A 12,372-nucleotide genomic window follows, 5' to 3' on the forward strand; every position below is an offset into this window, starting at 1 on the left:
CCGTTTCATATATATGATCAACCGCATGTCTAGGCCGCTCCGACGGTGAAGCGCATGATGGACGGTCGCACCTTTCACCGTCCACGCCGATCCGCAGGGCTTCGTGGTGCTCGCCAAACGCTGGCTGGTCGAACGGCCCCACGCCTGGAACGACCGTGCGCGGCGCCTGGTGATGCATGATGCCCGGCAACCCGGTAACGGATGGAGGTCGCGCGCGGCGGCGATCTCGCGTTCCTGCGGCTCACTGTGATCCTCCCGCCGATGCGCCGTCGGCCCCTTGTGCTGGGGCATCCGGACGCGCGGTCCCGATCCGCGAAGGCCCGGATTGGCCTCGCACCCCCGGTGCGCGAAGCCGGGCGATCGTCTCGCGGGCCAAGGGGCCTTTCGCAAGCTGCTAAAAGCCCACGGCATCGCCGGCAGCATGAGCCGCAAGGGAGATTGCTGGGATAAAGCGGTGCTGGAGGGCTTCTTCGGTTCCTTGAAGTCCGAGCGGATCCACTGGCGCCGCTACCAAACCCGCGAGGAAGGCCGGGCCTTCCATGCCGACCTGCCGCTCTTGCTAATGTGCTTTCGTGGGATGTTGCCGTGTGCGGAATCGTCAATCTGAGATCGACGAAGGTACGATAACCTTTGCAACAAGGTCTTGTGACGGAACGCAGGAATGGGTTCGTTCTTGACCAGGAAGATGGCGCCTTGTGGGTCCGGCTGCACAAGGATCCCGAATCGATCACGTTGCAGCGACTTACCAAGAAGACCTGTGCTGGGCTCGACCCGACATCGAGCGGTCAACGCTGTTGGCTACGGCGGCCCATCCCGATAGAGCCGATCCACCCAGTCCCGGAACCAGGCGGGCCGCGCGAGCAGGACGTACGCGATGAGCAGGGCCGCGAGCGGGATGACCAAGACCAGGGTATCGATGAGGACCAACGTCAGGGCCAGGGTCAGACGATCAACGAAGCGCATGACGACATCCCTCCGGGCAGGGCTCAAGGGGCGGGCGGCGCCGGCGGCCGGACCGACCGCATCGATCGGGTGCTGCAAGGCGCCAGTCGTGCGATTGTAGCGACCGGCGGCGACGTAGCCCAAGAGCGGGATCTCGACGCCGGCTTCCTCCGCGAGGTCGAGCGGTGTCAGATTAGGACCCCGGTTCAGGCGGTGAAGGCGGCGTAAAGAGAACCACTTGATTGCTCAAAACCCTTGCGATCACATGCCATCTCGGCGACGATTGAAGCCGGATTCGCGCGAAGCGGCGCGGCCGGAACGCAGGTCTTAGACCAGCGACTCCAACGGAGCTGGCCCACCTGATCGCGTCGCAGGTTTCGGGCTTGGTGCAACGGATAGGGAGATGATGTGCATGGCTGGCCTGCCGGCGTTCGGGAAACTGGACCGTGACGAGTACGGTATCGTCGTCGCATGGCATCCGCTCGTCGATCACCTTATTGATGTAGCCGCTTGTTTTTGCCGATTGGCGGGCTGTCGGTCGATCCGCCGCGCGATGGAGCGCGCGGCTGGCCGCGAACTGAGCCCGAAAGACCTGGCACGTCTCGCCGTGCTGGTCTTCCTGCACGATTTCGGAAAGGCCAACTGTGGATTCCAGGCCAAGCGATGGCTCCAGGGATCCATCCCACCGGGTTGGCCGAGCCATGCCGGGCATGGTGTTGAAGCGACCAAACTCTTCGCCGATGATGGCTTTCTTCAGCCTCTGGTTGCCCTATTGCCGGTCGAGGCCATTTGCACCTGGGGCGAGGCCGTCGAGCCACTGCTCAAGGCGAGCATCAGCCATCATGGCCGTCCGATCATCGAACGCGTAGGAGACTGGAAGCGCGCGATCTGGAAGCCAGTCGTAGGTCCGGAGGGGCAAACGCTCTACGATCCAGCTCCCGTGCTTGCCGAGATTGGGCTGCGCGCTGTCGAACTATATCCAGACGCCTTCACGTCGGGCGGTGATCCGCTGCCAGACGCGCCGGCCTTCGGTCATCTGTTCGCCGGGTTGGTGCAACTGGCGGACTGGCTCGGCTCGGATACGGCGTTTTTCCCGTTTTCCGCACTTGGCGAAGATCGCGCTAAGACCTCTGTCGACTATGCGGATCGCGCGGTCATGTCGTTGGGCCTGGATGCCGACAGCTCGCGCACGGCCCTGGAGACGCTTTCACCAAGCTTCGCTCAGATCTTCGGCAATCCGCCTTATCCCATCCAGGCGGCGATGGATGGTGCGGATCTGGGGTCCTTGGTCGTCCTGGAGTCCGAGACGGGCAGCGGCAAGACCGAGGCAGCGCTCTGGCGTTTCGTTCATCTCTTCGAGCGCGGTGCGGTCGACAGTCTCTTTTTCGCGCTGCCGACGCGCGTCTCGGCCAGTCAGGTGTACGAGCGGATTCTGGCGGCGGTCGCACGACTCTGGCCAACGGATCCGCCGGTGACCGTGCGTGCCCTACCGGGCTATGCCAGCGCCGATGGCCAGGAGCTCAAGGCCCTGCCGGATTTCAAGGTGCTGTGGTCAGATGATCCGGCGGACGCGGAAGCCCACCGTCGATGGGCGGCTGAATCGCCTAAGCGCTTTCTCGCTGCCCCGATCGCTGTTGGTACCATCGATCAGGCGCTGTTCGGCGCATTGCAAGTGCGTCATGCCCACCTCCGCCACGCCCTTCTCGCACGCAGCCTGGTGGTCGTGGACGAGGTCCATGCCTCCGATCCCTACATGACGGTACTCTTGGAGCGTCTGCTGCAAGCGCACCTGGGGTGCGGCGGCCATGCGCTCCTGCTGTCCGCGACCCTCGGTTCCAGCGCGAGAGCGCGCTATCTCGCGATCGACCACGGTCATCCGTTGGCGCCCTCGACTTACCAAACGGCGTGCGACGCGCCCTATCCCGCACTGTCTGACGGACTTGCCATGCGCGCCATTGGGTCGACGATGCGTCCCAAGTCGGTCACCTGGTCCCTGCGCGATCTCATCGATGATCCAGAGGCCATCGCTGGCCTGGCGATCGATGCCGCATCGGTCGGCGCCAAGGTGCTCATCGTGCGCAACACCGTTCCGTCGGCGGTCGCCGTCTTCCAATCCCTGGAATAACAGGTTCCCGACCTGCTGTTCGATGTCAACGGCGTCAGGACCCTGCATCACAGCCGTTTCAGCCGCCAAGACCGCCCGTTGCTGGACGCCGCGATCCAAGCGCAGCTCGGCAAGGACCGCCCGCCCGGCCCCCGGATCGTCGTCGGCACCCAGACGCTGGAACAGAGCCTGGACCTGGATGCCGATCTGCTCATCACCGATCTCTGCCCGATGGACGTGTTGCTGCAGCGGATCGGGCGCCTGCATCGTCATCCGCGCCCGCAAGGACAGCGCCCCGAGGCGTACCGCTCACCCCAAGCCTGGATCCTGACACCGCCGGATCATGACCTGTCCCCGCTGCTGCAAACTGCCCGGCATGGCCTGGGGCCGTTTCGCGATGGCGATGGCATCTACCCGGATCTGCGCACTGTCGAGGCCACGCGCCGCCTGATCCTAGAGCGTCCGAGCATCAGGATCCCCGAGGACAACCGGGCATTGGTCGAGGGTGCGACGCATCCCGACCGGTTGCAGGACATGGAATCGCTGGGCGAGGGCTGGAAGCAGCTCGGGCAGAAGATCGAGGGACAGACCGGCGCCAAGCGCACGATCGCCCATCTCCACGGCCTGGAAATCGACAAGGCATTCGATGCTCAACAAGGCTTTCCGACCGATCTCGACATCGCCACTCGCCTGGGTATCCGCGATCGTCTCTTGACCTTCGATCCGGCACCGGCTGGGCCATTCGGCCAACCGCTCGAGCAGCTCCCCGTGCGCCATTTCCTAGTGCCCAAGGCGATCGATCCGGACGCCCAGCCGACGGCGGTGGATGTCCAGAACGACGTGGTCCTATTCAGGCTGGAGTCCGCCCTCTTTCGCTACAGCCGTCTGGGATTGGAAAAGATCGACGGCTAGTCCTCAAGGAGCCCGCGATGACGCTGCGTTATTCCCTCCTCGACGAACCCCTGATCGGCGCCCGCCTGACGGAAGATGGCTCACGGGTTCACCTGAGCCTGCCGGCGCTTTTCGTCGCCTTGGCAGACGATCGAATTCGCGACTTTCCGGCCTTGCGACCGCATCAACGCCACCCCTGGCATGCCTTTCTGGTGCAGCTCGCGGCGATGGCCCTGCATGAAGCAGGTCAAACCGCGCCCTTCGCGGACGAAGCCGCCTGGAAAGCCGCGCTGTTGGCCTTGACCCCGGATGATCCGGATGGGGCAGCTTGGTGTCTCGTCAGCCCTCCGGAACGTCCCGCGCTGATGCAACCACCGGTTCCAGAGGGAACCCTGAAGGCATGGAAGAACGCACTTACGGCCCCGGACGAGTTGGACATGCTCGTCACGTCGAAGAACCACGACCTCAAGGTCGCCCGCATGCAGCGATGCGCGCCAGAGGATTGGCTGCTGGCCTTGATCAGCCTGCAAACCCAGGAGGGGTTTCTTGGCGCGGGGAACTACGGCATCTCGCGGATGAATGGCGGATTTGCGAGTCGTCCGGCGCTCGGGGCGGTCCCAAGAGGTGGCTGGGGGCGCCGCTGGGCACGCGATATCCGCCGTCTGCTCGATTCTCGAGCGGAGATCGTGCGCGACATGGAACTCTGCGAGCAGGGCGGCCTTGGCCTGGTCTGGTTGCGGCCATGGAATGGGATCGACAGCCTCGCCTTCACCATCCTCGATCCCTTCTATATCGAGATTTGCCGGCGGATTCGTCTTGTCGAGTCCCCAGCGGGGATCTCGGCGCTGGCGACGGGTAGCAAGGCACCACGCATCGAGGCCAAGAGCCGAAATGGTGTGACTGGAGACCCCTGGATGCCGATCGATATCGGAGCAGGCAAGGCACTCACCATTACCGCTAAGGGGTTCGACTACAAGCTCTCGTCCGAGTTGTTGTTCGGTCAGAAATTCCGCTCCCCGATTGCACAAGCATTGATCGCGGAGGATGGCGCTCAAGGGATTGTCATGCTGGCTCGCGGGGTGACGCGCGGCCAAGGCAAGACCGAGGGCTACCATGAACGGAGGATTCCCATCTCACCGAAGGTTCGCGCCTTCATGATCCAGAAGAAGACCGATGTGCTCGCCAAGATTGCCGAGGAGCGGGTATCGGACATCGGCAAGGTCCGGGGCGTTCTATGGACGGCCTTGGCAACCCTGTTCGAGAACGGTTCATCCAAAGACAAGTTCGGTGACAGCGCCAAAGACATGGCCAATCTCTTCGCTAAACCGTTTGAGCGCTTCGAGGATTCGCGGTTCTTCGACGGTCCGCTCGGGCTGAACGAGGAGGTCGAAGCGGCACAGCCCGAGGATGTGCGCCTGCGCTGGTATCTGGACATGGCCAAGCGCGCCGAGGCCATCCTGATCGATGCCTTCGAGTCAGGGCCGCGCAGCGGTGAGCGGCGCTATCGCGCCCGTGCCGCCGCCCTCAGCCGATTGCACGGTGGTCTGCGCAGCGACAAGACCCTACCAACCCTGGCCCACCACTACAAAGCACAAAAGGATTCGAAGGAGGCACCGCATGTCCAGCTCTGAGATAGAACTCCCAGCACACGCGAGTACGGAGCGAGACAGCTCGCCGATCGCCAAGCTTGCCCACCTCATCGGTCAGGCCGCTCGCTTCAACGGCGATCTCTACGGCTTGGGTAAGGGCGAGAAGGCGGCGTTGGCTCGTCTGGACCCGGACGGCGAGATCCGCCCCCATCAGATCGCGGCGCTGGCGCGGGCGCTCATCCACGCCGGTCTCGAGCCCGAAGGTTGGCCACCGGAAACCTGGCGCCGCTGGGCTTTGATCGCCCACGGTATGGCGCTAGCGGGACACGCCAGCGGTTTTCTGGGTTATCAACTCTGCGCCGCCGAGGTCTCGGAGTCGCGGGTGACCAAGCTCCTTACCTCCCGCGGGGATGCCTTCCGCCAACTCCTGCCGCGCCTTCTGCGCCTGCTCGCGTCCAAGGAGGTTGCTCCGAACTGGCACGAGCTCGGTGGATTGATCCTGGCTGAAGGCCGGGATGAGGAGAAGGCCGAAGCCATCCGCATGCGAATCGCCGGGCGCTATTTTTCGGCGCTCGCCCACTCGAATAATAAAGCTGCCTGATTCACAAGGAAATGTAACGCCATGACAACGCAACCTCGTTTCATCCAGATCCACACCCTGCACTCCTACCCCGCCGCGTTGATCAATCGCGACGATGCCGGGCTTGCCAAGCGCCTGCCGCTAGGTAACGCCATGCGCACACGGATCTCTTCGCAATGCCTGAAGCGGCACTGGCGGATCGCCGATGACCGGTTCGCATTGTCACAGCTGGCAGTGCCGATGGCGATCCGCTCGCGGGGGACGCTGGAGCTGATTCGTAAGCGGATCGTCGAGGGCGGTGTTGCGGAAACTCTGGCCCAAGCGGCGGTGGAGGCGTTGCGTAATGGCGGGTTGGTCGACCGAGCCGGGAAGGAGATGAAGGGTAATGAGGCACTGAAGACCGGGCAGGCCGTCTTGATGGGGAGGGCCGAGATCGATTATCTGGTCGGCCGCTGTATCGAGGCGGCGCAAGCCAATAGCGACGACACCGCGTTACGTGGCGCTGTGGCCAAGATGCTCAAGGATGAGAAGAAGAATATCGAGGCCCTGAAACATGGCAGTGGCCTGGAGTCCGCCCTGTTCGGCCGGATGGTCACCTCCGATGTCCTCGCCAGCCGCGACGCGGCGGTCTACGTGGCCCACGCCTTTACCGTACATGAGGCGCAGGTGGAGAACGACTATTTCACCGTCGTCGATGATCTCCTCGAGGAAAGCGGAGAGATCGGCTCGGCGGGCATCTTCGACACCGAGCTCGCCTCGGGACTCTACTATGGCTACGTCGTGGTCGATGTCCGCCAACTGGTCGAGAACCTGGAGGGTATCGAGGCCAAGGACTGCTTTTCTGCCACGACGCCGCCCGAGAAGCGCGAGTTGGCGGGCAAGGTCGTCGAGCACCTGTTGCACCTGATCGCCACTGTCAGTCCCGGCGCCAAACGCGGTTCGACAGCTCCTTTCGACTGGGCGAAGCTCGCGCTGGTCGAGGTGGGCGATTGGCAGCCGCGCAGTTTGGCGGGAGCCTTTCATGATGCCTTGCCGCTGTCATCGAAGGACGGCAGACCGATGCGCGAGCGCGCCGTGGCGTGCCTGAGCGGCGAAATCGCCAAGATGGACGAGGCCTATGGTGCGACCCTGACACGCCGTGTGATGGCGCTCGACCCGGTCGAGATCCCCAACGCGCAACGCCTCGACCTCAGCGCACTCGCCACTTGGGCCGCTGACACGATCATGACAGGGGCGTGTTGACATGCCTCGCCATCTCCTCCTGCGGCTCGAGGCGCCGCTGATGGCGTTCGGTCGGGAAACCATCGACAACTTCGGCATTATCCGCGACTTTCCGGCGCTGTCGATGATCACCGGCCTGCTGGCCAACGCGCTGGGTTGGCGACGCGAGGAAACCGGGAAACATGATCGATTGCAGGAACGGCTTGTCTTGGGCGCGCGCCTGGAGCGGCCCGGAACACGTCTGCAAGATAACCAGAACGCCCGATTGTCGAAGGACGACAAGGGCTGGACGACCAAGGGTAAACCCGAGGAACGGGCTGGCGGGGCAGGTACCTACGAGAGTCCGCATCGCCGGTTTCGCGACTACCACGCCGACCTCTCCATGCTCGTGGCCCTGCGTCTGGAACCGACCGACGAGCCCCCGACACTGGATGATTTGATTGCGGCCCTCGATCACCCCGCCCGCCCGCTCTTCATCGGTCGCAAGCCATGCCTGCCGAGCCGCCGGCTATTCGCCGGTTGGCACGAAGGCGAGAGCGTTTCGCATGTCCTGCGCTCCGTGCCCTTGCCGAACGATTCGCCAGAGGGGGCGCGGCTGCAATGGCCGGATGGCGAGGGGACGCTGCCGGGCGACCGGGCACTCGACCTCTGCGACGAGCGCAACTGGACCAGTGGCGTCCACGGTGGCTGGCGACCGATTCGGGAAGGCCGGATTCGGGCCGAGGAGGAGTCGGCATGAGCCTTTTCTTGCTGCATTGTTCGCCGGATCCCGAAGCGCTGTCGATCTGGGCGACCCGCCATCGTCTGTTGTCGCCAGACGGCGAAAATGGATACGCCTTGCATGCCCTGCTCACGGCGGCCTTCGGCGAGCGGTCCCCTAAGCCGTTTCGCTATCTTGGCGCGCGACAAGGTCTCTTGGCCTACTCGGACCATCCTCCGGCGTTGCTGCATGACAACGCGGCTCTGGCGACCCCCGACGTGGCCCGGGCACTTGGGTTGGACACCCTCGCGGTTCGGCCGTTTCCGACAGCCTGGACCACCGGTCAAACTTTGAATTTCGAGGTCCGGGTACGTCCCGTCCTCCGTGCAAAGGACGGGCGCGAGCGTGATGCCTTTCTGCACGCCATCGAAGCGGAATCGTCCCCTGAACAGCCAATCAGCCGCGAACCGATCTACGCCGAGTGGCTGCGCAAGCAGTTCGCCGAGCAGGATGCGGCGCAGATGCTTCAGGTCGGTATGGACGCCTTTCGGCTCAGTCGCGTGATCCGACGGGCCGGGGTCGATGAAGCAGGGCAGCGCAAGGTGCGCACGCCGTCTGGCCCTGACGCCGTGTTCAAGGGGCAATTGCGTGTTGGCGATGGGCAAGCCTTTACCCGCCTGCTGACGCGCGGAATCGGCCGACACCGCGCCTTCGGCTTCGGGATGCTGTTGCTAAAGCCGGCGCGCCCATGCTGAAAGGGCGGCTCGGTCTCGAAACCTCGCGGATGCCACATGCCGATCGGCATGGGCTGATCTGGTTCGAGCGCGGCGAGTTGTGCGTCATCGACGGCTGTCTGCACTTCTTCGCCGGAAAAGACTCGCTGACGCCCTACTCGGTGCAGATCCCGCACCAGACGGTCTCGATGATCCTCCTCGGACCTGGCAGCACCGTCACCCACGACGCCCTGCGGTTGCTGGCTCGACATGGCACCCTGATGGCGGCCGTCGGAGAGGACGGCGTGCGCTGCTATACCGCACCGCCGTTGCTGCCGGATCGCTCCGACATCGCGCGCCGTCAGGCCGAGCTTTGGGGGAATCCACGTCGTCGCATCAGCGTTGCCCGTCATATGTACGCCCTGCGTCTCGGGGAAGTGCTGCCCCACCGCGATCTCGATACCCTGCGCGGGATCGAAGGCTCCCGCGTCAAGGCAACCTATCAGCTGATGGCGCAGCGCTACGGCATCGAATGGAAGGGACGGCGTTACGATCGCGCCAATCCGAACGCCGCGGATATCCCAAATCAAGCGATCAATCATGCGGCAACCGCAGTGCAAGCCGCTGCTGCGATCGCGGTACAGGCGGTCGCGGCGATCCCGCAACTCGGGTTCATTCATGAAGATTCAGGTCAGTCTTTCATCCTCGATATCGCCGATCTGTTTCGGGACAACATCACCTTGCAGATCGCGTTCACGGTCGCCAAGAAGGCCGAGACTGACAGTCAGTCGGTCGATCGCTTGGTCAGGCGTGAAGCGGCAACCGTGTTCCGCCAACAGGGGGTGATTCCAGCCATGATCGACCGGATCAAACAAGTTATCCGCATGGAGGAGATCAATGCCTCTGGTCATGATCGTAACCCGTGATGTGGCAAACCGATATCGGGGATACCTTGGATCGCTCATGCTGGAGGTGGCGCCAACTGTCTACATCTCGCCACGTATGAATCCCGGTGTCCGCTCGCGCACATGGGCTGTCCTGACGAGTTGGCATACAGCGGAGCCACAAGGGAGCGTAGTGATGGTATGGAAGGATGTGAACGAAACCGGTGGAATCGGTATCGCTACGTTGGGAACACCTCCAAGAGAGCTCCTAGATGTGGACGGCTTATGGTTGGTGCGGAAGCCCTTGTAGACGCTCTTTAAAAACTGATCGCTCTCCTGATTTACGCTGTTATAGCAATGTTTTAACTGCGAGAGATTCCCCCGCGCTCGCGGGGATAGGCCCGAAAGCGCTTGGGTGGATCAGGCGTTTGTGCTGATTCCCCCGCGCTCGCGGGGATAGGCCCCCCGGCGTGATCACCTCGGCCTACGGTCCGGAGATTCCCCCGCGCTCGCGGGGATAGGCCCCGCGCAAACCGTCCCAAACGCAGACCCATGGGGATTCCCCCGCGCTCGCGGGGATAGGCCTGGTCCAGATCTTCGAACGCGAGCCCTACCAGGGATTCCCCCGCGCTCGCGGGGATAGGCCCTGACGCCGCAATATCTCGATCTGCGCATCCAGGATTCCCCCGCGCTCGCGGGGATAGGCCCTATTGTACAACACGGCGTCTCGGCTCGGACGTGATTCCCCCGCGCTCGCGGGGATAGGCCCTCTGGTCGCGGGTTACAGGTTTATGGGATGACGATTCCCCCGCGCTCGCGGGGATAGGCCCCCTGGGCGCGCGACATGCCCGACATGCCCTACGATTCCCCCGCGCTCGCGGGGATAGGCCCGATGGTGATGGTCTTCATGTTCGGCTCATGGTGATTCCCCCGCGCTCGCGGGGATAGGCCTTTGATCTCACCATCCCCGGCCTCGTCCGAGACGATTCCCCCGCGCTCGCGGGGATAGGCCCCGTCTCCGTGGCGGGTCGAGATCCGGCGACCAGATTCCCCCGCGCTCGCGGGGATAGGCCGCCGACCTGCTACGTCGGCCCGACTGCCGATCTGATTCCCCCGCGCTCGCGGGGATAGGCCCGGGGCGCCGCCATGTGCCACAGCCAGATACTGGATTCCCCCGCGCTCGCGGGGATAGGCCCCCCGGACAGGCCGATGAAGAAGTCCTTGCTGTGATTCCCCCGCGCTCGCGGGGATAGGCCCTCTGGCCGACCGTCGACCCGGATCAGGCGCTCGATTCCCCCGCGCTCGCGGGGATAGGCCCACATTGGTCGGCACCCAGATTCGCCCTTCGGCGATTCCCCCGCGCTCGCGGGGATAGGCCCAATGGGACACCGCTCGCCGGATGCGCGATGCCGATTCCCCCGCGCTCGCGGGGATAGGCCCGGGGCGTGGCCACATACCACGGCCAGATACTGGATTCCCCCGCGCTCGCGGGGATAGGCCCTTCAGGTACGGGATGCTGATCGATTCCGTGACGATTCCCCCGCGCTCGCGGGGATAGGCCCCAAGCTAAGGCCGCGAAATATCAAGAGCGGCTGATTCCCCCGCGCTCGCGGGGATAGGCCCTCGGGCAGGCGCTGGCGGGGCATATTGCTCACGATTCCCCCGCGCTCGCGGGGATAGGCCCAGCACGATTGTCCTGCCGGGCGCGTTCGAGCCGATTCCCCCGCGCTCGCGGGGATAGGCCCGCCAATGTAGACGGCACTTCGTAGCACGGTGCGATTCCCCCGCGCTCGCGGGGATAGGCCCCAACTGGAGATAAGTCGTGATAGCATCCGAGCGATTCCCCCGCGCTCGCGGGGATAGGCCCACGGCGCCCTCACCTCTTGCCCTTGCCCACCCGATTCCCCCGCGCTCGCGGGGATAGGCCCAGTCGGCTCAAGCGAGCCAACAACAAGCAAGAGATTCCCCCGCGCTCGCGGGGATAGGCCCTGAATCTCCGGCCCCTCAGGCAGACGCGCAATGATTCCCCCGCGCTCGCGGGGATAGGCCCCTCCCAAGCCCGCACATGGCCCACAAGACCCAGATTCCCCCGCGCTCGCGGGGATAGGCCCGACGAGCATCCGGAACGCCCATACCCGAGCGAGATTCCCCCGCGCTCGCGGGGATAGGCCCCAGGACCGGCCGACCATAAGAGGACTCTGCCCGATTCCCCCGCGCTCGCGGGGATAGGCCTTTACCGACCGTCCAGCGTCACGGCATGATTCGGATTCCCCCGCGCTCGCGGGGATAGGCCCACTGTAATTTAAATACGACTGTAATTATGTTCGATTCCCCCGCGCTCGCGGGGATAGGCCGCCGCCACGTGCCGTCGACGACGGCCTGGCCGAGATTCCCCCGCGCTCGCGGGGATAGGCCCTATGATATTATGCTATCTATTCCATCCAAACTGATTCCCCCGCGCTCGCGGGGATAGGCCCCGGCGTGGCATCGGCGCCATTGGCCACGACCTGATTCCCCCGCGCTCGCGGGGATAGGCCCGGTGGCGTTGCGGGCGTCATGGGCCATCACACGATTCCCCCGCGCTCGCGGGGATAGGCCCCTCGCAGCCTGGATGTAATTCGGCGCTACCGAGATTCCCCCGCGCTCGCGGGGATAGGCCCCGGCGGAGTGCGGCGAGCGCCCATACGTCGTTGATTCCCCCGCGCTCGCGGGGATAGGCCCAAAAGAGCAAGTGCACGAGGCAGCTGC

At 64.4% G+C, this 12,372-nt stretch carries 10 protein-coding genes, 1 pseudogene and 1 CRISPR repeat array (1 of these 12 cut by a window edge); of the genes and pseudogenes, 10 read left to right on the plus strand and 1 reads right to left on the minus strand.

Translation table 11 applies throughout. The features are described 5' to 3' along the window. Positions 1-382: 382 nt before the first annotated feature. Positions 383-532 (plus strand): annotated as a pseudogene (locus tag ABC977_RS07050) (IS3 family transposase); the annotation flags it as partial. Between the two features lie 266 nt (positions 533-798). On the opposite strand, the gene ABC977_RS07055 reads toward ABC977_RS07050, so the two are convergent. Next, positions 799-1,086 (minus strand): hypothetical protein, encoded by a 288-nt coding sequence (locus ABC977_RS07055; protein ID WP_369666542.1) that lies wholly within the window; start codon positions 1,084-1,086, stop codon positions 799-801. A gap of 268 nt (positions 1,087-1,354) precedes the next feature. Between ABC977_RS07055 and ABC977_RS07060 the strand changes: the two genes are divergently transcribed. From ABC977_RS07060 to cas2e, 9 genes are read left to right on the plus strand one after another with little or no spacing between them, the layout of a single operon-like run. After that, entirely contained in the window at positions 1,355-3,067 is a 1,713-nt protein-coding gene (locus ABC977_RS07060) for a CRISPR-associated endonuclease Cas3'' (protein ID WP_369666543.1), read from the plus strand. 42 nt (positions 3,068-3,109) lie between these two features. Then, positions 3,110-3,958, plus strand: a complete 849-nt coding sequence (locus tag ABC977_RS07065; RefSeq protein WP_439849174.1) for a hypothetical protein — start codon at positions 3,110-3,112, stop codon at positions 3,956-3,958. Between the two features lie 17 nt (positions 3,959-3,975). Further along, the gene (gene casA, locus ABC977_RS07070) at positions 3,976-5,568 is read left to right on the plus strand and encodes a type I-E CRISPR-associated protein Cse1/CasA (protein ID WP_369666545.1); all 1,593 of its coding nucleotides are present in this window, start codon (positions 3,976-3,978) and stop codon (positions 5,566-5,568) included. Next, positions 5,555-6,127 carry a type I-E CRISPR-associated protein Cse2/CasB gene (gene casB, locus ABC977_RS07075; protein ID WP_369666546.1) on the plus strand — a complete coding sequence of 191 codons (573 nt, stop codon included), beginning with the start codon at positions 5,555-5,557 and terminating at the stop codon, positions 6,125-6,127. The genes casA and casB overlap by 14 nt, the downstream gene beginning before the upstream one ends. A 21-nt stretch (positions 6,128-6,148) precedes the next feature. Further along, the gene (gene cas7e, locus ABC977_RS07080; protein WP_369666547.1) at positions 6,149-7,348 is read left to right on the plus strand and encodes a type I-E CRISPR-associated protein Cas7/Cse4/CasC; all 1,200 of its coding nucleotides are present in this window, start codon (positions 6,149-6,151) and stop codon (positions 7,346-7,348) included. A 1-nt stretch (position 7,349) separates the two neighbouring features. Further along, on the plus strand, positions 7,350-8,066 hold the full coding sequence (cas5e, locus tag ABC977_RS07085) for a type I-E CRISPR-associated protein Cas5/CasD (RefSeq protein ID WP_369666548.1): 717 nt from the start codon (positions 7,350-7,352) through the stop codon (positions 8,064-8,066). Beyond that, complete coding sequence (gene cas6e / locus ABC977_RS07090; RefSeq protein WP_369666549.1) at positions 8,063-8,782, plus strand: type I-E CRISPR-associated protein Cas6/Cse3/CasE; 720 nt, start codon at positions 8,063-8,065, stop codon at positions 8,780-8,782. The genes cas5e and cas6e overlap by 4 nt, the downstream gene beginning before the upstream one ends. 29 nt (positions 8,783-8,811) lie before the next feature. Beyond that, entirely contained in the window at positions 8,812-9,666 is an 855-nt protein-coding gene (gene cas1e / locus ABC977_RS07095; RefSeq protein WP_369666550.1) for a type I-E CRISPR-associated endonuclease Cas1e, read from the plus strand. A gap of 37 nt (positions 9,667-9,703) precedes the next feature. Continuing rightward, positions 9,704-9,934, plus strand: coding sequence for a type I-E CRISPR-associated endoribonuclease Cas2e (cas2e, locus tag ABC977_RS07100; protein WP_369666594.1), 231 nt, complete (start codon positions 9,704-9,706; stop codon positions 9,932-9,934). A 64-nt stretch (positions 9,935-9,998) separates the two neighbouring features. Next, positions 9,999-12,372: direct repeats of the CRISPR family, unit length 29 nt; unit sequence GATTCCCCCGCGCTCGCGGGGATAGGCCC; it runs 1,559 nt beyond the window's last position.

Source organism: Thioalkalicoccus limnaeus (assembly GCF_041197575.1).
Lineage (GTDB): Bacteria > Pseudomonadota > Gammaproteobacteria > Chromatiales > Chromatiaceae > Thioalkalicoccus > Thioalkalicoccus limnaeus.